Annotated in this window: 22 protein-coding genes; 16 read left to right on the forward strand and 6 right to left on the reverse strand. The window is 62.2% G+C overall.

Annotated features, from left to right (window positions below):
- Positions 1-8 precede the first annotated feature (8 nt).
- The 3 genes from pal to KZO25_RS08570 are packed head-to-tail and all read left to right on the forward strand — an operon-like array spanning position 9 to position 2,155.
- Positions 9-548, forward strand: a complete 540-nt coding sequence (gene pal / locus KZO25_RS08560; protein WP_066448022.1) for a peptidoglycan-associated lipoprotein Pal — start codon at positions 9-11, stop codon at positions 546-548.
- Positions 549-584: 36 nt separating this feature from the next.
- Positions 585-1,358 (forward strand): tol-pal system protein YbgF, encoded by a 774-nt coding sequence (ybgF, locus tag KZO25_RS08565; RefSeq protein ID WP_223136623.1) that lies wholly within the window; start codon positions 585-587, stop codon positions 1,356-1,358.
- Positions 1,359-1,390: 32 nt separating this feature from the next.
- Positions 1,391-2,155: a YciK family oxidoreductase gene (locus tag KZO25_RS08570; RefSeq protein ID WP_223136624.1), complete on the forward strand. Its 765-nt coding sequence runs from the start codon at positions 1,391-1,393 to the stop codon at positions 2,153-2,155.
- Between the two features lie 46 nt (positions 2,156-2,201).
- On the opposite strand, the gene KZO25_RS08575 is transcribed toward KZO25_RS08570, so the two are convergent.
- Together KZO25_RS08575 and ubiG are read right to left on the reverse strand one after the other, a co-directional pair.
- Complete coding sequence (locus KZO25_RS08575) at positions 2,202-2,867, reverse strand: HAD-IA family hydrolase (RefSeq protein ID WP_223136625.1); 666 nt, start codon at positions 2,865-2,867, stop codon at positions 2,202-2,204.
- A complete protein-coding gene (gene ubiG / locus KZO25_RS08580) occupies positions 2,867-3,589 on the reverse strand; it encodes a bifunctional 2-polyprenyl-6-hydroxyphenol methylase/3-demethylubiquinol 3-O-methyltransferase UbiG (protein ID WP_223136626.1) in 723 nt (240 codons plus the stop codon). The genes KZO25_RS08575 and ubiG overlap by 1 nt, the downstream gene beginning before the upstream one ends.
- A gap of 160 nt (positions 3,590-3,749) precedes the next feature.
- Here ubiG and galU point away from each other — a divergent pair, with 160 nt between their 5' ends.
- From galU to msrA, 6 genes are all read left to right on the forward strand, one after another.
- Positions 3,750-4,640: a UTP--glucose-1-phosphate uridylyltransferase GalU gene (galU, locus tag KZO25_RS08585; RefSeq protein ID WP_223136627.1), complete on the forward strand. Its 891-nt coding sequence runs from the start codon at positions 3,750-3,752 to the stop codon at positions 4,638-4,640.
- 5 nt (positions 4,641-4,645) lie between these two features.
- Positions 4,646-5,953 (forward strand): UDP binding domain-containing protein, encoded by a 1,308-nt coding sequence (locus KZO25_RS08590; RefSeq protein WP_223136628.1) that lies wholly within the window; start codon positions 4,646-4,648, stop codon positions 5,951-5,953.
- 74 nt (positions 5,954-6,027) lie between these two features.
- Positions 6,028-6,969, forward strand: coding sequence for a hypothetical protein (locus KZO25_RS08595; protein WP_223136629.1), 942 nt, complete (start codon positions 6,028-6,030; stop codon positions 6,967-6,969).
- 60 nt (positions 6,970-7,029) lie between these two features.
- Complete coding sequence (locus KZO25_RS08600; protein WP_223136630.1) at positions 7,030-8,910, forward strand: autotransporter assembly complex protein TamA; 1,881 nt, start codon at positions 7,030-7,032, stop codon at positions 8,908-8,910.
- The gene (locus KZO25_RS08605) at positions 8,874-13,229 is read left to right on the forward strand and encodes a translocation/assembly module TamB domain-containing protein (RefSeq protein WP_316935619.1); all 4,356 of its coding nucleotides are present in this window, start codon (positions 8,874-8,876) and stop codon (positions 13,227-13,229) included. Before KZO25_RS08600 ends, KZO25_RS08605 begins: the two co-directional genes overlap by 37 nt.
- Positions 13,230-13,295: 66 nt before the next feature.
- On the forward strand, positions 13,296-13,910 hold the full coding sequence (msrA, locus tag KZO25_RS08610; RefSeq protein WP_223136631.1) for a peptide-methionine (S)-S-oxide reductase MsrA: 615 nt from the start codon (positions 13,296-13,298) through the stop codon (positions 13,908-13,910).
- On the opposite strand, the gene KZO25_RS19980 is transcribed toward msrA, so the two are convergent.
- The 4 genes from KZO25_RS19980 to can form a co-directional block, all read right to left on the reverse strand.
- Positions 13,891-14,427, reverse strand: coding sequence for a YheT family hydrolase (locus KZO25_RS19980; protein ID WP_262488924.1), 537 nt, complete (start codon positions 14,425-14,427; stop codon positions 13,891-13,893). The genes msrA and KZO25_RS19980 overlap by 20 nt on opposite strands.
- Positions 14,309-14,932: a YheT family hydrolase gene (locus tag KZO25_RS19985; RefSeq protein WP_262488912.1), complete on the reverse strand. Its 624-nt coding sequence runs from the start codon at positions 14,930-14,932 to the stop codon at positions 14,309-14,311. The genes KZO25_RS19980 and KZO25_RS19985 overlap by 119 nt, the downstream gene beginning before the upstream one ends.
- A 7-nt stretch (positions 14,933-14,939) precedes the next feature.
- Positions 14,940-16,247 carry a Xaa-Pro dipeptidase gene (gene pepQ / locus KZO25_RS08620; RefSeq protein ID WP_223136632.1) on the reverse strand — a complete coding sequence of 436 codons (1,308 nt, stop codon included), beginning with the start codon at positions 16,245-16,247 and terminating at the stop codon, positions 14,940-14,942.
- Between the two features lie 70 nt (positions 16,248-16,317).
- On the reverse strand, positions 16,318-16,971 hold the full coding sequence (gene can / locus KZO25_RS08625; RefSeq protein WP_223136633.1) for a carbonate dehydratase: 654 nt from the start codon (positions 16,969-16,971) through the stop codon (positions 16,318-16,320).
- A gap of 167 nt (positions 16,972-17,138) precedes the next feature.
- On the opposite strand from can, the gene gorA reads away from it, so the two are divergent.
- The 7 genes from gorA (at position 17,139) to KZO25_RS08660 (ending at position 24,842) form a co-directional block, all read left to right on the forward strand.
- On the forward strand, positions 17,139-18,500 hold the full coding sequence (gorA, locus tag KZO25_RS08630; protein ID WP_223136634.1) for a glutathione-disulfide reductase: 1,362 nt from the start codon (positions 17,139-17,141) through the stop codon (positions 18,498-18,500).
- A 241-nt stretch (positions 18,501-18,741) separates the two neighbouring features.
- Positions 18,742-19,320, forward strand: coding sequence for a diaminobutyrate acetyltransferase (gene ectA / locus KZO25_RS08635; RefSeq protein ID WP_066448118.1), 579 nt, complete (start codon positions 18,742-18,744; stop codon positions 19,318-19,320).
- Positions 19,321-19,405: 85 nt separating this feature from the next.
- Positions 19,406-20,671, forward strand: a complete 1,266-nt coding sequence (gene ectB / locus KZO25_RS08640; RefSeq protein ID WP_223136635.1) for a diaminobutyrate--2-oxoglutarate transaminase — start codon at positions 19,406-19,408, stop codon at positions 20,669-20,671.
- An 89-nt stretch (positions 20,672-20,760) separates the two neighbouring features.
- On the forward strand, positions 20,761-21,156 hold the full coding sequence (locus KZO25_RS08645; RefSeq protein WP_066448122.1) for an ectoine synthase: 396 nt from the start codon (positions 20,761-20,763) through the stop codon (positions 21,154-21,156).
- A 291-nt stretch (positions 21,157-21,447) separates the two neighbouring features.
- The gene (locus tag KZO25_RS08650) at positions 21,448-22,296 is read left to right on the forward strand and encodes an ATP-dependent zinc protease (protein WP_223136636.1); all 849 of its coding nucleotides are present in this window, start codon (positions 21,448-21,450) and stop codon (positions 22,294-22,296) included.
- Between the two features lie 34 nt (positions 22,297-22,330).
- Positions 22,331-23,836, forward strand: a complete 1,506-nt coding sequence (locus KZO25_RS08655; RefSeq protein ID WP_223136637.1) for a UUP1 family membrane protein — start codon at positions 22,331-22,333, stop codon at positions 23,834-23,836.
- 4 nt (positions 23,837-23,840) lie between these two features.
- A complete protein-coding gene (locus KZO25_RS08660) occupies positions 23,841-24,842 on the forward strand; it encodes an alpha-L-glutamate ligase-like protein (RefSeq protein WP_223136638.1) in 1,002 nt (333 codons plus the stop codon).
- Positions 24,843-24,850: the final 8 nt, after the last annotated feature.

A 24,850-nucleotide genomic window follows, 5' to 3' on the forward strand; every position in this document is an offset into this window, starting at 1 on the left:
GTTTGACGATGCAATTCAAGTCGCATGCCAGGAGCCTGGCAATCGCCCTTTCTCTGGCGCTCGTGGCCGGCTGTTCCAGCACCGGTGGGACTCAGGACGGGTCTATGGAGGGCACCCGCAACGGCGCAGCCGGTACCGGCGTAGCGGGTACCGGTCAGGTCAGCGGCACTGGAGTCGGTGCTGATGGCGATCGTGCCGGTCAGCAGGCCGATGGCCGCATCCCAGAAGTCCGTACCATCTACTTCGACTTCGATCGCGACAACATTCGCTCCGAATTCGAGTCAGTGCTGGTCGCCCATGCCCGCTACCTGCGTTCCAATGGCAACGCTCGCGTCGTACTGCAGGGCCATACCGACGAGCGTGGCACCCGTGAATACAACATGGCCCTCGGTGAGCGTCGCGCGAATTCCGTGAAGCGCTTCCTCGAAGTCCAGGGTGTCTCTCCCTCCCAGCTGGAGATCGTCAGCTATGGTGAAGAGCGCCCGGCAGTGCGTGGCAACAATGACGAAGCATACGCCCAGAATCGTCGTGTGGTCTTCGCCTACTGATCGAGCCGGCGCGATGGTGCGCCAATGGAGTCCAACATGAGACACAGTCTGAAAAGGCTGTGCGGCGCGGGAGCCCTGGTGCTCCCGCTGTCCGTGATGAGCCTTGCCGTTGCACAGCAGCGCCCCGTGGTCGAGGACCTGACCGCTTCTCCGTCGCGCTCCTTCATGGATCAGGCAGAAGTGCGGGAAGAGTCCCGGGGCAGCCTGGTCATTTTCAACCAGGTGGAGGAGCACCAGCGGGAAATTCAGCAGCTACGCGGCCAGATCGAAGAGCTGCGCCATCAGCTCGAACAGCTGCGTAACCAGACGCGCCAGCAGTATCTCGATCTTGACGAGCGGCTGATGGCAAGCAGTGCCGGTATCGAAGCACGCCCGGAAGTCGATGAGGAGGCTGCCCGCCAGGTCGCCGAAACACCCTCACCGAGCGGCATCAGCGCCGACGCCCAGGCCGCCTATCAGGCTGCCTTCGCCAAGGTGCAGGCACGCGAATTCCAGGATGCGATCAGGGCCTTCGAAGCCTTTGTGGTCGAGCACCCTGACAACAGCCTGACGGCCAACGGGCATTACTGGCTGGGCGAGCTGCACTCCGCGGAGGGCAATCTGGCCGAAGCCGAAGCCGCCTTCCAGCGGGTCATCGAGAACCACTCACAGAGCAGCAAGCTGCCCGATGCCCTCTACAAGCTTGGCCTGATCAAGGCCCGCCAGGGAGAGCCCGGCGAGAGCCGAGAATTGCTGGAAAGGGTGCGAGATGACTATCCCGACAGCAGCGCTGCAGGACTTGCCAACGACTTTCTACGCCAGTCCCTGTGAGGACTGGTTCCGCCCCAGGACGAGGAGCCGCGATGAGTTGCAGGATCGACTACCAGGCGCCAGCCGATCTGCTTGAAGGACGTGTCATTCTGGTCACCGGAGCCGGTGATGGCATCGGCCGTGTGGCCGCTATGGAATTCGCCCGCCATGGAGCCACGGTCATACTGCTGGGCCGCACGCTTGCCAAGCTGGAAAAGGTGTACGACGAGATCGAAGCGGCAGGCTGTCCTCAGCCCGCGATCGTACCGCTGAACTTCGAAGGCGCCACGCTCAAGGACTATCACGACCTGGCGGAAATGCTCAACAAGGAGTTCGGCCGCCTCGACGGTCTCCTGCACAATGCCAGCCTGCTGGGACGCATAACCCCCTTCGAGCAGTACAATCCCGAGCTCTGGGAGCAGGTCATGCAGGTCAATTTCAATGGACCGGTATGGATGACCCAGGCGCTCTTGCCGCTATTGCAGGCATCGAAGGACGCCTCGGTAGTCTTCACTTCGTCCAGCGTGGGACGCAAGGGACGCGCCTATTGGGGGGCCTATTCGGTTTCCAAATTCGCAACCGAGGGCTTCATGGAAGTGCTCGCTGACGAGGTGGAACACCTCGGCACCCTTCGGGTAAATAGCCTGAATCCCGGTGCGACGCGCACGACCATGCGGGCCAATGCTTACCCGGGCGAAGACCCCGGGACGCTGCCAACGCCGGAAACCATCATGCCCACCTACCTGTGGCTGATGGGACCCGACAGTCAAGGCCATAACGGCGAGCGATTCGACGCGCAGCCGCCGAAGTCGGCATAGCCCCGGCGTCATGGCCTGACCTGATGCCCCGCACCCTGTGCCTGGATCAGAGTGCGGGAGCGGGCATCAGGGTCTCTGCCAGGGACGCGCTGGTCTCGAACCATAGGTCGGCCGGCCAGTCGCGATAGTCGTCTCCTTCCTCGATGTAGCCGTAGCCCACAGCAATGGCCGGCATGCCGGCGGCACGCGCCGCCTGCATGTCGCGCAGATGATCGCCGATATACCAGCACCGCTCAGGCGCGACGCCCAATGCCTCCGCAGCGGCCCACAGCGGTTCGGGAGACGGCTTCTTGACGGGCAGGTCGTCGGCGCAGAGGAGGGCGCCTGGCATCAGGCCCAGGGCGTCGATCAAGGGCGCCGCATAGGCTCGAGGCTTGTTGGTGACGATGCCCCAGGGCCAGCGCATGGACTCCCAGCTCGCCAACAGGCGATCCAGCGGGGGAAATACCCGGCTCTCTTCAGCCACGGCCTGGCCATAGGATTCGAGCAGGAAGCTCCGGGCCTCATCATGGCCGTCATGGGCCTTTTCAAGTCCCAGTGCCAGCATGACCAGGGCGCTGCCCCCATTGGAGACCTGGGCGCGGATCACCGGGTAGGGCAGTGGCGCCAGCCCATGATGGGCACGCAGGGCATTGGTGGCTCGTGCCAGGTCGGGTGCGGTGTCGATCAGGGTCCCGTCCAGGTCGAACAGCAGCGCGTCCGGCAACTGCATCAACTTTTCTCCCGGCGACAGTGCATCAGGTAATTGACCGAAACATCTTGTTCCGAGAGCCGGTAGCGGCGGGTCAGCGGATTGTAGACCAGGCCGCTTTGTTCGCGCACCTCCAGGTCCGCTTCCCGACACCAGCCGGCGAGTTCGGAGGGGCGGATGAACTTGCGGTAGTCATGAGTGCCGCGGGGGAGCATCCTGAGCAGGTATTCGGCGCCGATGATCGCCAGGGTGTAGGCCTTGGGGTTCCGGTTTAGCGTCGAGAAGAAGACGTGACCACCAGGCTTGACGAGGGTGGCACAGGCGCGAATGACGGAGCCGGGATCGGGCACATGCTCCAGCATTTCCATGCAGGTCACCACGTCGAACTCGCCGGCATGCTCGGCGGCCATCTCCTCCGCGCTGGCTTGGCGATAGGTCACCTCGACACCGCTTTCCTGGGCATGCAGGCGCGCCACGCCGAGAGGAGCCTCGCCCATGTCCACGCCGGTTACACGGGCGCCGCGATGAGCCATGGCTTCGGCAAGAATGCCGCCACCGCAGCCCACGTCCAGGACCTGGCGACCTGCCAGACCACAGCGTGCATCAATGAAATCAAGACGCAGCGGATTGATGTCGTGCAGCGGTTTGAATTCGCTCTGCGGATCCCACCACCGACTGGCCAGCGCCTCGAACTTGGCAATTTCGGCCTGGTCCACATTGTGGTGATGGAGGCTAGCGCTCATGGTATATCTCCGTGTGAATTGGTCCGCACCCTGGCAACATTCAGTACCTTCGGTATCATGCACTATTGTACCCGTAGCGACCCGGGCTTTCCCATGACGGAATCATCGGTGACCCGGAGGGTGATTTTCCTCAACCGACTCAAGCGACAAGGAAGGCACAATGATTCGCAAGGCTGTTCTCCCCGTGGCCGGTTTCGGAACCCGCTGCCTGCCGGCTTCCAAGGCGATTCCCAAGGAGATGATCACCATCGTCGACCGTCCCGTGATCCAATACGTGGTCAATGAAGCGGTCGCTGCCGGGATTCGCGATATCGTCCTGGTGACGCATGCCAGCAAGAGTGCCATCGAGAATCACTTTGACAAGCACTTCGAGCTCGAAGCGAGCCTTGAGTCCAAAGGCAAGCAGGAGCTTCTCGACGAGCTGAGAGCCATCGTTCCCGACGACGTCAATATCATCAGCGTTCGCCAACCCGAGCCCCTGGGCCTGGGCCATGCGGTACTCTGCGCTCGGCCCGTGATCGGAGATAATGAGCCCTTTGCCGTACTTCTCCCCGACGTTCTGGTGGATGGCGATGGACTCGAGCGCAACGACCTCGCCGGCATGATCGATGCCTTCGAGGCCAGTGGACGCTCCCAGCTGATGGTGGAGGAGGTGCCATGGGAGAATGTTCATCAATACGGCATCGTGGACCCCCAAGGTGGGGCGCCGTCACCCGGCAAGTCCTGCCAACTGAATGGGGTGGTGGAGAAACCGTCACGTGATGAAGCGCCTTCCAACCTGGCCGTCATCGGCCGTTATATCCTGCCGGGCCGCATCTTCGGCCTGCTGGCAGAAACACCGCCCGGTGCCGGTAATGAGATTCAATTGACTGATGCCATCGAGACGCTGCGCCAGACCGATGGCGTCGATGCCTGGCGAATGAGAGGCAAGACCTACGACTGTGGCCACCAGCTCGGTTATCTCGAGGCCACCCTTGTCTATGGCCGTCGTCATCCGCGCTTCGGCGAGGGCTTTCGCGAATTGCTCTCCCGCTATAGCCAGCCGGAGTAACCGCCATGCGACTCGAAATTCATGGAAGTGAACTTGCGGCCGCCACGGCGGCCGCCGCCCTCTCGTGGGTAGGGCACCAGGTCCATTGGGTGCCCCACGACTCGCTGCCCTGGCCCCGCCTGCTGGAAGCCGACTGGCTGAAGCGCGAGCCCGACCTCATGGCCGGTATCCGGGAGGGGCGCGAGCTCGGTACCCTCACAGTTGAGGGCATTGACAGCGCAAAGCCGGGTGACATCGATATTCTCTGGCTCGCACTCTCCCCCGAGCAGCGCGACGAGGCCGGCGAACTGGTCGAGCAAGCCGCCGCACGTCACGCCAGCGACATGATGCTGGTCAACAACTCCACCTTCCCTGTGGGCGAGACCGAGCGACTTGAGACGCGACTGGGATCGCCCAAGGGACGCTCCGTGGCCCTGGTCGACATGCTGGAGGAGGGGCGCGCCTGGGCAAGTTTTACACGCCCAGGCCGCTGGTTGCTGGGCTGCGATGACGATCACGCCGAAGCCCAGGTGCGCGAACTGCTCCGCGCCTTCAATCGCCGTCGCGATGTGGTGCAGCGCATGCCGCGTCGTGCCGCCGAGCTGACCAAGCTGGCCACCATCGGCATGCTGGCAACGCGTATCAGCTACATGAACGAGATTGCGGGGTTGGCCGATAGCCTCGGGGTGGACGTGGAACATGTCCGCCAGGGCATGGGAGCCGACTCACGTATCGGCTATGAGTACCTTTATCCAGGCTGCGGTTTCGGCGGACCCAACTTCTCCCGCGACTTGATGCGGCTGGCCAATGTTCAGGAGGCCAGCGGGCGTCATTCCGCACTGCTCGAACAGGTCCTGGATATCAACGAACAGGTCAAGGAGACGCTGTTTCGCAAGCTCTGGACCCATTTCCACGGCCGTCTGGAAGGGCGCACCCTGGCGATATGGGGCGCGGCCTTCAAGCCGGGCTCGGCCCGCATCGATCATGCACCGGTCCTCACACTACTCAAGGCACTGTGGGCCCAGGGCGTCAGGGTTAGGTTGCACGACCCCGCCGCCACGGCGGCGCTGCGCGCCGAAGTCGGCGACCATCCATTGCTGGAGCTGTTCGACGCAGACCCCTATGCTGCCTGCGAAGGAGCGGATGCCCTGATGCTGGTCACCGAATGGAAGCACTACTGGAATCCGGACTGGGCCAGGCTGGCGGGACAGCTTCGAGAGGGCCTGTTGCTGGATGGTCGAAATATCTACGACCCCTCCCATGTAGCAAGCTGGGGGCTTGCCTACCGGGGAATCGGCCGCCGGGCCGATCCCACGCAGACTTCTTCGCGTTGAGGTAACAGCGTGCGTGCAGGTGGTTTCCCTGCTTACAATGAGGCGCCTGCCGCCTTTGCTGAAAGGAATTTGCCATGCCAGAAGCGCGTCCGCCCGATCGACGCCCCATCGTTCCCGACCCGGATACCAGCCTGACGCGGGCACGTCGGCCGTCGCAGCCCATGCCCAGGCTTTGGCCGCTTCGGCTTATGGTGTTCCTTCTGGTCATTGCCCTGGGGGCGGTGACATGGTTCGCCTGGGAGGAGCGTCAGCGCTTCGACGAGCAACTGCGGCAACTCAGCGGCGAAATGTCTAATGTGCATGCCCGGTTCGATGCCGAGGAGGGCCGAGGCGACCGACTGGAGGGAATCGAGTCACGCCTGTCGACGATGGAGAGTCGCAGCGAGTCCCTGGCGGCGCGCACAGCGAATCTCGAGCTTGAGGTCGAGCAGGTCGCTGACATCGACGAATCCCGACTCGATGACACGGTTGAACGGATTGATGGCCTGACCGGTCAGTTAGAAACCATGGCCGAGGAAGCCGCATACCGGGACGCGCTGTTGAGCGCAACTCAGGTATCGATGAATGCACTGGAGCGAGCCAGTGAAGAGGGGCGCCAGGCACTGGCGACACGCATCGAGATAGTAGCCGACTCCGCCCAGCGTACCGACGCGCAGTTGGCGGAATGGCAGGCGCGTTTCGATGAGCTGGACGACCTCCAGCAGAATATACATGCCGCACTGGCGGAAGAGCTTGCTGAACGAGATGGCCAGCTCCAAGCTCAGATAGAGCAGGAACTGGCCGCACTGAATGAGCACACCCAGAGCCAGGAAGCAGAGTTGATCGGTCAGCTCGAGAGCGTGGCTGAACGTATCGCTGCCTTAAGCGACGAGCTGGAAGGCCTTGCGTCAGGGCAGCAAGAACATCAGGAAACGGTTAGCGGACTGCAGAACAGACTCACCGCCATGGAGTCCGAATTGATCGGGCTGCGTCAGGCCCAGCTCGCACTGAGTGCCGGGCTGGAAGCCCTGCAATAATGCCGTCAGGTGGGATGGCGGTCCGCCGGGTGAGTTGGAGCCAGTCAGGAAACCGTTGATATGGGAAAACGCGTAACAGCATGCCTTGGGGCAGTGCTCCTGTGCCTGGGCCAGGATGCACTGGCCCTCGAGGCCCGTATCGACGGGCTGGAGGGTGATGTCGCCGACAATGTTCGTCACTACTTGAGCAGCCTCGATGCCGCTCAGTACGGACGAGTGCGGCTGGAAGGCGAAGTCCTGCGTCGCACTCGGGAAGCCATGCGGGTCTATGGTTATTATGAACCTCAGGTCCACCAGCGACTCGAAGAGCGTGATCCGCCCCGTCATGTCGAGCTGGTGATCGAACCGGGCCCCCAGGTCATCATTGAGGTACTGGATATTCACCTGGATGGCGATGCCCGACGCGACGATCCTTTTCGCGATACGGTCGAGGCCTTCCCGCTGGAGGTCGGAGACCCGCTATTGCATGCTCCCTGGGACCGGATGCGCAATCGCCTTGCCAACCTGTCCCTGGAACGAGGCTACTTCGACTGGCGCTTCACTGACAGGCGCATGGAAGTCCGGCCCTTCGACGAGAGCGCACGTCTCTACCTGGCGCTCGACAGCGGCCCTCGCTACGCCTTTGGTGACGTGACCGTACGGGGAAGCCATATCCTCGAAGAGCGAATTCGCCAGATGACTCCCTTCACTCCGGGAGAGCCCTATCTCGCCGGCGATGTAGCGCTCTATGCCCAGCGCCTGGGTCAGGCAGGCTGGTTCAGCTCGGTCAGCGTACGCCCTCGGCTGGACAGTCGCCGTCAGTTGGCCCTGTCGCCACCTGAACTGGGTTGGTGGAACGAGGTGGGCACCGAGGGTGAAGCGACACTGCCCAGCGCTCCGGCAGCCCCCCCGCCGCAGCCTGGCGATGGACCACGGCTGTCCGCCGAAGCACTCGCCGCCGTGACCACGCTGCATCGACCCGAACGCCCCGTCATGCCGATCGATGTCGTCCTGGCACCGGCAGACCGGCACCAGTTCGAGGTCGCCGTGGGCTACGCCACTGACGTAGGGCCCCGGCTGGGTTTTGGCTGGGAGCAGCCCTGGATCAACCGCTACGGCCATAGCCTCGACCACGATCTATTCATCTCTCAGCCTGAGCAGCGCCTGACCGGTACCTACCTGTTACCCCTGGACGACCCGCTGCGCGACCAGTTCCGCCTGCAGTACGGCCTGCGTCATCGGGACATGGACGATACCCGGACACTCGAGAACACGATCGAACTGGCACGGCGCTGGGAGTTCGACAACCGCTGGGTACAGACAGCTTACCTCCGCGCCACCTACGAGGACTTCACCCAGGGCGGGGAAGCCGACAGCGTCCTTATCTACTACCCCGGGGTGAGCTGGTCACGGACACGGACTCGCGACCCTCGGTTTCCCAGTTGGGGCGACCGCCAGAGAATTGCCTTCGAATACTCCGACAGCATGTGGGGCTCGGATGCCGATTTTCTGCGCATGACGGGCGATACCGAATGGATTCGCATGCTGGGCAGCAATCTGCGTTTCGTGAACCGCCTGGGCCTGGGTGCCATCGAAACCAGTGATTTTTCCAAGGTACCCCCATCACTGCGCTTCTTCACCGGCGGCGACCGCACGGTACGTGGCTATGGGTATGAAACACTGGCTCCCCAAAACGAGGAGGGCCGCCTGCGCGGCGGCCAACAGATGTTGACTGCCAGTACCGAGATTCAGCAACGCATCACCGGTAACTGGTGGGGCGCCGCTTTCATCGATACCGGTGACGCCTTCGATGACTGGGGACCTGACTCACTCAACACTGGGGCCGGCCTCGGGGTTCGCTGGATTTCACCCGTCGGCCCGGTACGCTTCGATGTCGCCCACCCCTTTGACGACGAGGAGAATGCGTGGCGCCTTCATTTCGCCATCGGCCCGGAATTCTGAGGACTCGCCTGCTGCTCTGGTCTCTTGTACGCCTGTTTATCCTACTGCCGCTCTGGCTGCTGGGCTTGGTCGTCCTTGCGCTGGGCCTGGCGCTGTCCCCATGGGGGGCAGGCCTGCTGCTGGAGCAGGGGGCCGAACGGGGTTTCTACCAGTTGGAGGATGCTGAAGGCGCTCCCCTCGACCGGCTGGTTCTGCACGGACTGGAACTGGAGGCCGGGCCGGCGAGGGTGTCGCTACAGCGCCTTGATCTGGCCTGGGCCGATGACTGCCTGCTTCGTGGCAAACTCTGTATCGAACACCTGGCCGTCGAGGGCGCGCGAATTCATCTCAAAGCCGGTGAACCAGCCGCTGAACGGGAGGCAGAGAGGGAGCCTGCAGGAAACATTCGTTTGCCATTTCCGGTGGAGCTACGTGCGCTATCCCTGATCGACGTGGAGCTGGAGCTGGCGGACGGTACGCGTGTTGTTTTCGATGACTTCAGTTCGGCTGCCAGGGCCAGCGCCTCTGAGTTAGAACTGCTGAGCACCCGGCTGGAAGGGCTGCGCGTTTCACTTCCCGCCTCGCCGGGGACCGAGCTGGCTCCAGCCATTACCGAAGAGAGCAGACAGCGCCTATCGGCTCCAGCCATTGATGCCGCTATCGAACTGGCAGACACACCGCCGAGAACGTTGGAGGCCGGGGAAGAGGACACCGAAGCCACCAGTCAGCCGATTCACCTACCCCTGGCTATCACGGCCCCCGACCTTCAGGTTGTCGATACGGCCGTGGAACTGGGAGATGGCACGCGAATCGAGCTTGATACGTTCACGTCCGGCATTGAGGCTGCCAAGTCACACCTGGACCTGTTGCCGACTCGGCTTACCGGCCTGCGCATTCGCCTCCCACTCTCTCCGGGGGCTCAGCTGGCCCTGGAAGAAAACGACACCGACGCCCAGCGCCTCTCCGCCGAAGCCATCGATGCCACGCTTGCCCTGGCATCACCCTTGCCGGCCGCCATCGCTGCCGAGGTCGATGCGATTTTGGCACTGACCCAGCGTGAGCGCATCGGACTTCCGGAAGTTCATCTCCCGCTGTCGGTGTCGATGCCTCACCTCCGGCTCGAGGAGGTCGAGTTCACCGGCCCGGTCGACTACGCGATCCGGCATCTGACGCTCGGTCTCGAAGCCAGTGGGCAGGAGGTCGAAGTGACCTCGCTGGATCTCGCCACCCTGGATGTCGACGCCCACCTGTCCGGCAGGGTAACCCTGCGGGGTGACTATCCTCTCACAGCCCGACTACGGACCACCCTGTGGCTACCGGAAATCATGCCTGAGCTCGCCGGACAGCGCCTCGAGCTACTGTTGAGCGGCAGTCTTGGCGACTTGGAGGCCGAGCTGGCTGCCGCTGGCCCTGTCAACGCTGAGCTGAGGGCTCGATTCGACGCACTGGAGCCGACCCTGCCCTTTACCGCTTCGCTGGAGAGCGACCTGATTCAGTGGCCACTGCCGATGCGCCTGGCCACTGAGGTGCCTGAGGACGAGGAAGACGTGTTGGTCGACCCCTTTCTGATCGAGGATCTGTCGCTACGACTGTCGGGCAGCCTGCTCGATTACAGCGCCGCCCTTTCCATGCGGGTGGAAGGACCCGAGATACCGCGTACCCGTGTCGCCCTGTCAGGCAGCGGTGATTTCGAACACTTTTCCTGGCTGCCCCTGTCATTGACTCTGGGGGATGCCTCGCTGATCACCAGGGGCCGGGTCGACTGGACCGATGGCGTCGACGTCGGCGCTGTCATCCGCCTCGATAACATCGATCCCGGCACCTTTACCGACGCCACCGATGGCCGCCTGAGCGGCGATATCGAAGTGGCGTTTGCCCAGGGGCTTCATGGCTGGCAGGTGGAGGTGCCTCGGCTCGATATCGGTGGCGAACTGCAGTCGCTGCCTATGTCGCTGCAGGCGCGCCTCAGCGGTGACAGCGAAATGCGCTGGGAGATCGATCGCTTCGAGTTTCGCCAGGCCGACAATCGCCTCTCCGCCAGCGGCGCGGTAACAGAGCAGAGCATGAGCCTTGACGGCGAGCTCGACCTGCCCAACCTCTCCAACCTGCACGACGACCTGGCCGGCAGCCTGGCCGGGCAATTCACCACATCGGGAAGTCTCGAGACGCCACAGATCGACATCGAGCTCCTTGGCGATAGCCTGGCGTTTTCCGACAATCGCCTGGAGAGCCTGGGGCTGTCGGGCAGCGTCAGGGGGCTGGACGACCCCGCGCTCGACCTGATGCTGGATATCGAGAACCTCAATGCCGGTGGACAGCGCTTCAGCGAGATCTCCCTCCTTCTCGACGGCCACCTGTCGGACCATGCGCTGACGCTGGACGCCATTGCCGGACGCGGCATGCCACTGTCACAGGCCTCAATGGTGCTTGAGGGAGGGCTCTCCCAGGACCGCCAGCGCTACAACGGGCGCATCCATCCGCTGGAGGTATCTGCCGAGTACGGCGATATCCGCCTGGACGAACCACTGAGCTTCAGTGCCGATCTCGAAGCCGGCAGTGCGCGCGTGCAACCGTTCTGCCTGAGCCGCGAGCAGGGCGGCAGCATCTGTCTCGACGAGACGCTGCAAGCCAGTGCGGAGAGCGGTGATGCCTCTCTCTCGGTTCGCGGGCTGCCCATGGAGCTGCTGGATGAGTGGCTGCCCGAAGAGTGGCGTGCGACGGGCCAGACCGACATGAACCTTCAGGCTCAGTGGCGCAGGGGAGGCGCTCAGTGGCGCCTGCAGAGCGATCTGGAAAGCGACCTCTCTCTCCACGGAATGGATATCTACGGGCAACCCTGGTCGCTGCCGGCCACGCAATTGAGGGTGAATGTGGATGCCAGCCAGCAGAGGGTCGATCTGGACCTTGACCTGCGCCTGGCCGATGCCGGCCGCGTTCAACTGCGCGTGGGGCAGGACGATCCGGCCGGGGACGGCGCCCTGGAGGGGACCCTGACTCTCGATACACTCGATCTGTCACGCTATCGTACCCTGGCCGCCGGCATGGTTACCCTGGAGGGCGTCATCGATGGGCGAGTTGACATATCGGGCACCGGCCAATCCCCGCAGCTGAACGGCGCCCTGGAATTGAGCGGCCTGGAGGCCAGCGGCATGGACATCCCGCTGATCATAGTGGATGGCCGCATCCGGGTGGAATTCGACGGCGAGACAGCCCGTATCATGGGCTTTGTGGAGAGCGACGATGGGCGGCTGGTGATCAATGGCGATGCGGCCTGGCCTTCGCCGGACGACTGGCGAATCGGGATCGACCTGGACGGCACGCGGCAACCGCTGCTGGTCACAATGCCGGAATTCGGCCGCTTGCGCATTGCGCCCGACCTGCGTGTACGCATCGATCCGACCCAGCTCCAGGTACGTGGTGACGTGCAAATCCCCTGGGCACGGCTCGAAATAGGCGATACACCGCCCGCTGCCGTCTCGCCCAGCCCCGACGAAATCATCATCACCCGCCGCGATGATGCCCGGGCCAGGCGTACCGCCGAACTCGAGGAAGAGGCCGGGGCGGATGAGGCCGCTGCGGTGGCCTTGCAGCAAGCTGGCATGTCGCTGGACGTCCGCATCGACTTGAACCTGGGTCCCGACATGCAGTTCGAAGCCCGCGGACTCGAAACGGGGTTACGTGGCACGTTACAGGTTCGACAGCAGGATGGCCCGGTGCAGCTGTTCGGTGACGTGATTCTAACCGACGGGCGCTTCCGTGCCTTCGGCCAGGACCTGATGATCAGACAGGGACAATTACTCTTCAGTGGACCACCGGATCAGCCACTGCTCGACTTCGAGGCCATCCGTAATCCGGACCTGACCGACGACGGTGTCATCGCGGGGCTGCGGGTCAGCGGCTTTGCCGCCGAACCGGCCCTGGAGATATTCTCCGAGCCGGCCATGGATGAAGCCAGCGCCCTATCCTATCTCCTGCGCGGCCGTGCGCCGCGAGATGGGGATGCCGACGGGGCTCTCACGGCCGCGCTGGTCGGCCTCACCCTGGGGCAGACCGGCGGTGCGGTGGGCGCTATCGGCCAGGCCTTCGGCATTGATGACCTGGCATTGGAAACGGCCGGCATGGGAGACGAGAGTCAGGTGGTGGTAACCGGCTATCTCACCGAGGACCTTCGTATCAGCTACGGCGTGGGTATCTTCTCGCCAATCGCCGAGCTAACCCTGCGCTATACCCTATGGAGGAATCTCTATGTGCAGGCCGTTTCGGGTGCGGCGCAAGCGGTCGATCTGGTCTATACCTTTTCCCGTCCGGGGAAACCACCGCAGCTCGATAGCGATCCATAGTCCAGGAACCGTGCGTGAATCTGTCGACACAAGCCTTAAGCGCACTCAAGCGCAAGGAGAGAGTAAATGATCATAGACCCTGCACGCGCCTTGCCCGGGCGCGATAGCCCACTTCACGTATCGGGTATACATGTGGTCAACGGCCACTCCATGCTGCCGCCGTTTCCCGATGGGCATGAAGTCATTGTGCTGGGTCTGGGCTGTTTCTGGGGGGCAGAGCGGCTGTTCTGGCAGCTCCCGGGAGTTCATGTCACCGCCGTTGGCTATGCCGGTGGCGTCACCCCCAATCCCACCTATGAAGAGACCTGCAGTGGCTTGACCGGCCATGCGGAAGTGGTGAGGGTGGTCTTCCACCCCGGCGAGCTCGATGTCGAGACGCTGTTGCGCACCTTCTGGGAGGCGCATGACCCGACCCAGGGCATGCGTCAGGGTAATGACATCGGCAGTCAGTATCGTTCGGCGATCTATACCACCAGTGGCACGCAGCAATCAGCGGCCCAGCGCAGCCGAGATGCCTACCAGTTTTCACTGTCCCAGGCCGGGCAGGGGAGAATCACCACCGAGATCGCTCCGCTCACCGATTTCTTTATGGCCGAGGAGTATCACCAGCAGTACCTCCATAAGAACCCCGGCGGCTACTGTGGCCTGAAGGGCACCGGCATCAGCTGCCCGATCGGGTGAGGTGGGACCCGGCGCGGCCAGGCCAGGGAATCGCCGGGCTGCTCCAGGACTTCAGCTCACGACTTATGCGCCTGGCAAGCCAGGGTTCCAGCCGCCGATTACGCCACTCCATGAAGCCGACATGTCCCCCGAACCGTGCGATTTCCAGATGCACGGCAGGAGAGGGGTCGGGCAGGCGATCATAGAGACTCGCCGGCATGAAGGGGTCGTCATCGGCGTGCAGGATCAGGGTCGGAAGCTCGACGTCTCCCAGCAGGGGACCGGCAGAAGCCCGTTGATAGTAGTCTTCGGCCCCATCGAAGCCATGCAACGGTGCAGTCACGACATCATCATAAGCACGCAGACTGTCCAGGTTGGCCAATCCACGGGCATCGAGCGGCAGCGGCAGCGCGTCCCGGTCAAGCTTGTATTTTACCTTGCGCTTGAGCGCGCTCAGCAGGTGCCGCTCGTAGATTCGTGAAAACCCCTGATGGAGACGGTCTGCACTGGCTGCCAGGTCCAATGGCGCGCTGATCACGATGGCACCGGCCAGATCCAGGCCGTCCCCCCCCCTGTTCGGCCACCAGCTTGAGCAGCATATTCCCACCCAGCGAGACACCGGCCGCCACCTTCAGTGCCTTGGGGAAGCGGTGTGCGAGGTGTCCGAATAGCCAGTAGGCGTCGGCGGTATCACCGCTATGATAGGCTCTGGGCAGCCTGTTGGGTTGGCTGCCACAGCCACGGAAGTGCATCAGCACGGCACGCCAGCCCAGTTGGCTTGCCGCCGAGAGCAGCCACCGCGCATAGGGGGAGTCGAAGGAGCCTTCCAGTCCATGAAAGAGCACGAAGACCGGCGCCTCGGGATCTGCGGGCTGGGGGCTGGCCCAGTTCAGCTCGACGAAGTCGCCGTCAGGCAATTCGAGCACCTCCACTTCGCGTGCCAGTGGCGGGCGCGGCAGGAGGCGCGGCAGCAGCGTCTGCACGTGGGCATTGTTCAGCCCGCGTGGTGGTGAGAAGTCGGCTTCGTGTCGCCGCTCGCGCATGATGGTATCACTCGGCCTCAGGCGTCAGGTTCTTGGCAGTGTCGCTGGTGACCAGGACGTTATCCTCGATGCGAATGCCACCGTGAGGGGCCAGTCGCTCCACCCGTTCCCAATTCACCTCGCGGCCAACCGGCCCCTGACGCAGTGGGTCGAGCAGCATTGGAATGACATAGAGCCCCGGTTCAATGGTGACCACCATTCCCGCTTCCAGTTCACGTGTCAGGCGCAGGGCAGGGTGCTCGTCAGGCGGAGGCAGGGCCACACCGTTCGCGGCACGGCGTCCGGCCACATCGTGTACCTGAATTCCCAGCAGGTGACCCAGTCCATGGGGGCAGAAAGCCCGTGTGATACCGTTTGCCACAGCAGACTCGGGGCTGCCAAGCACGATACGATGCTCCACAAGCAGTGCGGCCAGCAGTTCATGCATTTGCTCATGCAGGACTGCATAGTCGACACCGGGGCGTATGCCGGCAATCAGCTGCTGCTGGATATGTGTCACACCCTCGATGAGCGGTGGGAACACCTCATCCGCCTGGCCCCCTGCCCAGGTGCGAGTGATGTCGGCGCAATAGCCACGGTAGCGATGCCCGGCATCGACCAGCAGACTTCGTTGCTTCTTCGGGGGCAGGGTGTCGTAGTGCTGGTAGTGGAGGACACCGCCGTGGGCATTGATGCCGACGATATTGCCGTAGGGAACCTGGCTTTCTCGTTGACGCGATGCCTGGAGGTAGGCGAGCTGCACGTCCAGCTCTGCGGCACCTGACAGGAAAGCATCCCTGGCTGCCATATGACCGGCCATGGCCTGTCGGTTGGCCCGGCCGATGCAGGCCACCTCGTACTCGCTCTTCCGCACCCGCCCCTCATCCAGCGCCATCAATAGGGCTTCGGGATTGGGATCGGCCCCCAGCGCCCCGGCAGTGGCAACGTCCACGTCACCGATAACGGCATACCTGCCACGAGGCAGAGCAGGAGGCACATCGAAGCGCCCCTTCACCACCTCGACGCGCTCGGTCCAGGCCTCCTGAGGCAGGCTGGCAGGCAGGTGCCAGAAATCATCCGGGGAATGCAAATAGAGAACAGGGTGATTGCCGGGACACACCAACAGCCAGCTGTGGGTGAGATAGGCCTGGCCGGTCCAGTGCTGGAAATGCCCGTAGGCTTGGAAGCTGGCGTGCTGGTCGTCGCCGAAATGCAGTGCGGCCTGGCCGCTGAAGATCAAGACACCATCATACCCAAGGCGGGAGAGCGTCTCGGCATAGCGCTGCTCGAGCCAGTCAAGATGGCCACGCTGTAGTTCAGCGAGCGGGTCTGTCATGTCAGCCTTCCTGGCAGTCTGATTGAAGGCAGTTTAGCGTACTGCCCAGAGTGAACGATAGCTGGGTCCTCTACTGGCCCGGCGTCGGCTCCACCCGATCAATGCGGTAGAGGGTTTCCACCTGATCCAGGCCCTGCACCGTGCAGTCGAGATCGTTGATACGCCCATCGCCCAGGCCGTAGATCCAGCCGTGGACGGCCAATGCCTGACCACGTTGCCAGGCCAACTGGAGGATCTTGGTGCGACACAGATTGTTGACCTGAGCCCTGATGTTAAGCTCGCACAGACGGTCCACCTGCGAATCCAGCGGCAGCGCCGCCAACGCCGAGCGATGGTGGCTGTAGAGTTCACGGACCGAGTGGAGCCAGTAGTCCACCATACCGCACTCGCCGCCGACGACCGCCGCCCGAACACCGCCGCAGCCGTAGTGGCCAACGATCATGATGTGCTTCACCTTCAGTACATCCACCGCATACTGCACGACGGAAAGGGCGTTCATGTCATTGTGATAGAGAAGGTTGGCGACGTTGCGATGGACGAATATCTCCCCGGGAGGAAGCGAGACGATCTGGTTCGCCGGCACGCGACTATCCGAGCAGCCGATCCAGAGGTAATGCGGTTGTTGCTGGCTTGAGAGGCGGGAGAAATAGTCCGGGTCTTCATCACGCATGCGCTCTGCCCAGGAGCGGTTGTTCTCGAGCAGGGCGGCGATTTCCTTGTCCATGCAAAGCATACCCGGTGGTTGGATTGGCAAGCCCGTATCGGACGATCTTTTTACAGGCGGTCAGTACAGTGGTCAACCGCCGCACTCCCGGGCAAGGGTCTGCACTGGTATCATCGCACCATTCCAACGGGCCCTGTTCGAGAGCCCGGTTCGAGAAGGAGAACTTCGTGCCAGACTTCGATTATGACCTCTTCGTCATCGGTGCCGGTTCCGGCGGCGTACGTGCTGCACGCACCGCCGCCGCCACGGGCGCGCGCGTCGCCGTGGCCGAGGACCGCTATCTGGGTGGCACTTGCGTCAACGTGGGTTGCGTACCCAAGAAACTCTACTCCTATGCCGCCCACTTCCATGATGCCTTCGAGGATGCCGCCGGCTTCGGCTGGCAACTGCCAGGTGTGCCCACTTTTGACTGGGCTACACTGCGAGACAACAAGACCGGTGAAATCAAGCGACTCAACGATATCTACGGCCGCCTGCTGGAGACGGCGGGAGTCAGGTTGATCAACGGTCGAGCCCAAGTGGTTGACACGCATCATGTCGACGTGGCCGGTGAGCGAATCAGTGCCGCCAAGATCCTGGTTGCGGTAGGCGGCTGGCCGTGGGTGCCAGACTTCCCCGGCAGTGAACATGCGGTAACATCCAACGAAGTCTTCGATCTTGAGCGCTTTCCCGAACGCTTTCTGGTACTAGGCGGTGGCTATATCGCAGTGGAGTTTGCGAGCATCTTCAACGGCCTGGGTAGTGAGGCCCACCTGGTCTATCGGGGCGAACTGTTCCTCCGTGGCTTCGACCGCGAGGTGCGGGAATTCACCCGAGACCAAATGGCTATCAAGGGCGTGAACCTTCATTTCGAAACCAACATCGAAGTGATCGAGCAGGGCGAGAATGGTCTGCTGGTGACGCTCACCAACGGCAACACACTGGAGGTCGACGCGGTGCTCGCAGCGACCGGCCGCAAGCCGCATCTGGAAGGGCTGGGCCTCGGTGAACTGGGTGTCGAGAGCAACTCGGACGGCACGCTCAAGGTCAATGAGCGGTTCGAGACTTCGGTACCATCCATCCTGGCCCTGGGCGACGTCACCGGCGGCCCGGAGCTGACACCGGTGGCCCTCGCCGAGGCCATGCACCTGGTCAAGCATCACTTCTCCGACACCCCGCCGGCGCCTCTGGATTACCAGAATATCGCCACGGCGGTTTTCTGCCATCCGAACATCGGCACCGTCGGTATCTCGGAAGAGCAGGCTCGGGAGAAATATGGGGCGATCCGCGTCTACCGAACCGACTTTCGTCCCATGAAGCACACACTTTCCGGAAGCCAGGAGCGCTGCCTGATGAAGCTCATCGTCGATGATGCAAGCGATGTGGTGGTGGGAGCCCACATGGTTGGCGAGGAAGCCGGGGAACTGATCCAGGGCATTGCCATTGCGGTGAAGGCTGGCCTGACCAAGGCCGATTTCGATGTCACCGTGGGCATTCACCCGACCGGTGCAGAGGAATTCGTCACCATGCGCTCGCCGTCGCGTACATAAACTCATAGGCGCTATGGTCATCCCGGCGAGCCGCCTCCGTGCGGCTCGCTTGCCTGGGGTAAGCAAGCGAAACCTGGACTAGACTATCGGAGTGATGCGTAAAACTGTCTCGATCGGTGAATGAATCGAGGCGCTGCATAATCTGCTGTTATGGAAGAGGGCGCGGGGCATAATGCCGAGTTTAATTTCGCCAAAAGCCCTGTTATCATTATGCGCAACATCGCTACAGCGAAGTCTGAACATGAATGTGACACCACAACCCTTTACGCCTTCTGCCGATCTCGCTAGGCCCAGCGTGGCAGATGCAGTGGTTGGCAGCGATGCTGCGCCGCTGTTTATCCGCAAGCCCAACCCCGATGACGGTTGGGGGGTCTATGAGCTGATCAAGTCCTGTCCACCGCTGGACGTCAACTCCGCCTACGCTTATCTGCTGCTGGCTACACAGTTCCGGGATACCTGTGCGGTGGCGACCAACGAAGAAGGCGAAATCGTTGGCTTTGTCTCTGGCTATGTGAAAAGCAACGCCCCCGACACCTATTTCCTTTGGCAGGTGGCAGTCGGTGAAAAGGCCCGCGGCACGGGACTTGCCCGGCGCCTGGTAGAAGCCGTCATGACCCGCGACGAGCTTCGCGATGTCCATCATCTCGAAACGACCATCACACCAGACAACCAGGCCTCATGGGGTCTTTTCCGCCGCCTGGCCAACCGTTGGCAAGCCCCCCTTAACAGCCGCGAATACTTCTCCACGGACCAGCTCGGTGGTGAACACGACCCCGAGAACCTGGTGCGCATCGGTCCCTTCGATACCGGGCGTCTCTAGAAGTCTATCCTCTGGATACCGGGCGGCCACGTCACTATGCCGTCACGCTCTCTCTCCCTTTCTACCCTTACCAGGAGGTCGCACGATGCAGACCCAGACACTTGAACGCATGGAATCCAACGTTCGGACCTATTCACGCTCTTTTCCGGTGGTCTTCACCAAGGCCATGAACGCGCGCCTCACCGACGAAACCGGCCGTGAATACATCGACTTCCTGGCGGGTGCCGGCACGCTCAACTACGGTCACAACAATCCCCACCTGAAGCAGGCGCTGCTCGACTACCTGGCCAGCGACGGCATTGTCCATGGCCTGGATTTCTGGACGGCAGCCAAGCGTGACTATCTGGAAACGCTGGAAGAGGTAATCCTCAAGCCGCGCGGACTGGACTACAAGATCCAGTTGCCCGGACCGACCGGCACAAACGCCGTCGAGGCAGCGATTCGCCTGGCACGCGTGGCCAAGGGGCGCCACAATATCGTCACCTTCACCAACGGTTTCCATGGTGTCACCATGGGATCGCTCGCCACGACCGGCAACCGCAAGTTCCGCGAGGCCACCGGCGGCATCCCGCTCCAGGGCGCGGCCTTCATGCCCTATGATGGCTATCTTGGCGAAAATACCGACACCCTGGACTATTTCGAGAAACTGCTGGCCGACAAGTCCGGTGGCCTTGACACTCCTGCGGCCGTGATCATCGAGACCGTGCAGGGGGAGGGCGGTATCAATGTGGCCGGGCTCGAGTGGCTGAAGCGCCTGGAGCAGATTTGCCGCGCCAATGACATCCTGCTGATCGTCGACGACATCCAGGCCGGCTGTGGCCGTACCGGCAAGTTCTTCAGCTTCGAGCACGCCGGCATCACGCCGGATATCGTGACCAACTCCAAGTCGCTGTCAGGTTTCGGCCTGCCATTTGCCCACGTGCTGATGCGTCCCGATCTCGACAAGTGGAAACCCGGTCAGTACAACGGCACTTTCCGCGGCTTCAACCTGGCCTTTGCCACCGCCGCTGCGGCCATGCGACAGTATTGGTCCGATGACACCTTCGAGCGGGATGTCCAGCGCAAGGGAGAGATCGTCGCAGAGCGCTTCCAGAAGATCGCAGCTTGGCTCACCGAGCGGGGAATCAAGGCGACCGAGCGGGGGCGTGGCCTGATGCGCGGCATCGATGTCGGCAGCGGCGATATCGCCGACAAGATCACCGGCAAGGCCTTCGAAAACGGTCTAGTGATCGAGACCAGCGGCCAGGATGGTGAAGTGGTCAAGTGTCTTTGCCCGCTGACCATTCCCGACGAGGATCTCCAACAGGGCCTGGACATTCTCGAAGAGAGCGTCAAACAGGTCATCACCTGAGGGAGCTTGAGAGAGCAGGGCGCTAGCGTCTGGTGTATCGGCCGGTTGCCCCACCGCCGGCCCGTCAATAGTTAATGGAGTGACACGTTATGATCGTTCGCAATCTTGAGGAAGCGCGCCAAACCGACCGTCTGGTCAAGTCCGAGAGCGGGACCTGGGACAGCACCCGTCTGGTACTTGCCGCCGATGGAGGTAACTTTTCCTTCCATATCACTCGCATCTACGAGGGCACCGAAACACACATCCACTACAAGCATCACTATGAATCGGTGTACTGCATCGAGGGTGAAGGTGAAGTGGAAACCTTGGCGGATGGCAAGATCTGGCCGATCAAGCCCGGCGACATCTATATTCTCGACCAGCATGACGAGCACTTGCTGCGAGCCCACAAGACCATGCATCTGGCATGTGTCTTCACGCCGCCGATCACCGGCAATGAAGTGCATCGCGAAGACGGCTCCTACGCACCGGCAGACGACAATTGATTGATTGACGTCATCACCGTGTAGGCAACCCCGGCAACCATGTTGTCGGGGTTTATTATTGGCTACCTTTTGGCCATCCCTCTTTAGCACATCTTAAGGTTCGCATAATGTATATTATGTTAAATTGGTGATGTCGCCACTTCCCCGGCTTGTCATGGGGTTGGACAACCCGGCCACAGACTCCTTATCATCTCTCGTCGCGCGCCGCGCGCGACGACTGCTCGCGCTCCACTCCACTCTCCAGGTCTCACCCACGCCGCGGGTGAAGCCCGATACGGAGGTTTTTGATTCATGCGACCGAGACCACTGATCGCCGCTATGCCCTGGTTGCTGGCCTCCCTGCTGATTTCCGGTTGCGCGCTGACGCCTCAGGTCGAGCCAGAGCCCGTCCTGAGCCCAGATGCCTTCGATGCACGTATCGACCGGCTCGAACAGACCATGGCCCTGCGCTGTGACCAGACAGAAGATCGCCTCTCGCGGCATGACCTTCGTCAGATCGAGATGATGGCAGATGTCAGGGATGCCAGCGCCTTGCTTCAACAGCTTCGCGGCAGCATCCAGCGGCTGGAACAGCGCGGCGAAGAACCCGTCATCGTCATGGCGGAATGCAACGAAGAGGCCAATGCATCGCTTGGCGACAAGGCACTGGTAGGTCGCGCCGAGTGGATTGGCTTGCCCGACATAGGCACTTATCTCAGGGCTCGTATCGATTCCGGTGCCAATACGTCCTCTCTTTCAGCCAAGGACATCACCCGTTTCGAACGCGATGGCGAAGATTGGGTGCGTTTCAGATTGGGCATCACTGATGACGATATCGTGGTCGACAAGGTCCGCAATGAATGGATCGAGGCGCCTGTCGAGCGGCGCGTACGCATCGTGCAGGCCGCGGGCAGCGAATCGCGTCCCGTTGTCAGCCTGCTGATGACCCTGGGGTCGATTCGCGAGCCGGTTGAGTTCACCTTGAATGACCGCACCCATCTCAACTTTCCCGTACTGCTGGGACGCCGGTTCCTGATGGATATCGCGCTGATCGATGTCGCCGAGACTTACCTGCATCCAAGGCCTGAATTCCCCGGAGGTCGACCCGCTGCAGAGGCGGAACAGGACGAACTCAACGATCAGGAGGAGGAAGACCGCTGAATAGCGGCGCCTCCAGCCCCAACAAGGAAGCTTCATGTCACGATTGCCCTTCTATCTTATTGTAGGCTTGCTGATGGTGGTGGGCATCGGCATGAGCGTGCATCGGCACGTCCAGCTCGAGGTCCCCTGGACCCAGGGGGAGCAGCGAACGATATGGGAAGTGGAAGCAATCATCGATTTCACCGCCCTGGGCGATCCGGTGCGCGTGGACCTTGCCCTGCCCCAGCATCAGCGCGGCTATCGCCTCCTGACCGAGAACACCGCCTCTCCCGGCTATGGCCTGACGTTTCTTCAGGACGAAACCGGTCGACGCGCCCAGTGGTCGATACGTGAAGCGGCCGGCAGCCAGCAACTCTACTACTCGGCGCGCCTGCTGGTGACAGAGGACCGACGTCAGCGTGAGTTGCCGGTGCCCCCCCTGCGCGAAGTGATCTGGGAGCGCCCCTACGATACTGCAGCCGCCCAGGTAATCGAGCGCGCCTGGACTCGAAGCGCCGACCCCTACACCTTTGCCCGCGAGCTGATTCATGACTTCAGCGAGGATCGTCAGGGCGAAAACGCCCGACTTCTGTTGACCCAGTTCGATCGCAGTACGCTGCTGGTCAGGCTGCTGAACCAGGCCGGCGTCCCCGCTCGCGAGGTCAGCGGGCTGCTCCTTGAAGACGGACGTCGCCGCCAGACGCTTACCCCCTGGATCCAGGTCTTTGCTGGCGAAGACAATTGGTCAATCTTCAACCCGACAACCGGGCAGCAGGGACAACCCGAGAACCTGCTGCTGTGGGAAAGCGGCGGTCGTGCCGTACTAGAGGTCCAGGGAGGAACCAACTCCCGGGTGACCTTCTCGATGCTGTCACGCAATCAGCCTGCCGCCGCCGCCGTGCGCAGCCAGCTGGCCGATGACACCCTGCTGAATTTTTCGATACACAGCCTTCCCCTCGAAGAGCAGGCCCTGTTCCAGACCATTCTGCTGATTCCGATCGGCGCGCTGGTAGTGGTTTTCCTGCGGATCATGGTGGGAATCAAGACCTCCGGCACCTTCATGCCGGTGCTGATCGCACTGGCCTTTATCCAGACCACCCTGCCCACCGGGCTCATCGGCTTTCTTCTGATCGTTGCCGTCGGCCTGGTAATCCGGAACTACCTTTCCTATCTCAACCTCCTGCTGGTCGCGCGAGTGTCGGCGGTGATCATCACGGTCATCGCCATCATCTCGATCTTCTCGGTGCTCTCATACCGCGTGGGCCTCAATGCCGGGCTGACCATCACTTTCTTCCCGATGATCATCCTTGCCTGGACCATCGAGCGCATGTCGATCCTTTGGGAAGAGGAAGGTCCCAAGGAGGTGCTCATTCAGGGTGGTGGCAGCCTGGTCACGGCCGTATTGGCCTACCTGGCCATGAACAATCCCTGGATCCGCCACATCACCTTCAATTTTCTTGGCGTTCAGCTCATCATCATGTCGCTGATCCTGCTGCTCGGGAACTATACAGGGTACCGCCTACTCGAATTGCGGCGCTTCAAGCCTGTTACCGAGGACTGACACCATGTGGGCAAGACCTAGCCAACTGCTGGAGCGCGGTATCATCGGCATGAACCGCCGCAACATTCGCTACATCGGTCGCTACAACGACCGTCGGCTCTACCCGCTGGTGGACGACAAGCTGCAGACCAAGCTGCTGGCCGAGCGGTTCGGCATCACGACGCCGGCGCTGATAGGCACCGTGACGACTCAGTTCGGCATCAAGCAACTCCAGAAAATGGTGGCGGGACACGAAGGCTTCGTCATCAAGCCCGCCAAGGGTAGCGGCGGCAAGGGTATCCTCGTCATCGATCACATCGATGGCGATGGCTTCATCAAGCCCAGCGGCGTACGCCTGGGGTTGAAAGACCTCGAGCGACACGTCTCCAATATCCTGTCGGGGCTCTATTCGCTGGGCGGCACCCCGGACGTAGCCATGATCGAAGCCCTGATCAACTTCGATGAGCACCTCTCCGAGTACACCTACGAAGGTGTGCCGGACATCCGCGTCATCATCTTTCAAGGCTACCCGGTGATGGCCATGATGCGCCTCTCCACTGCCGCCTCCGACGGCAAGGCAAACCTTCATCAGGGCGCCGTGGGGGTGGGGCTCGACATCGCCTCGGGTACCGCTGTGCGGGGCGTGCAGTTCGATCGCCCGCGGCGCGAGCACCCCGATACCGGACACGAGCTGGCCAGCCTGCTCATACCCGACTGGCAAAATCTGCTGGAGCTGGCCGCCGGCTGCTTCGAGATGACCGGGCTTGGGTACCTCGGCACCGATATGGTGATTGACCGCAACCGCGGGCCCATGCTGCTGGAGCTCAACGCCCGCCCCGGCCTCGCCATCCAGATGGCCAATGGGGAAGGCCTGCGTTCACGCCTGGACCTGATCGAAAAGCAGCCTGCCGGCCTCGGTGTGGCAGAGCGCGTAGCCTTTGCCCAACTGCACTTTGCTCGCTGTGGAGAGCTCAAGAATATGGCTCCTCCCCCCCAGCCGCTGGCCGCCCCTCTGTCCAGCGCGTAGAATGGGAC

The sequence above is a fragment of the Halomonas sp. ANAO-440 genome (assembly GCF_019915905.1).
Classification (GTDB): domain Bacteria; phylum Pseudomonadota; class Gammaproteobacteria; order Pseudomonadales; family Halomonadaceae; genus Halomonas; species Halomonas chromatireducens.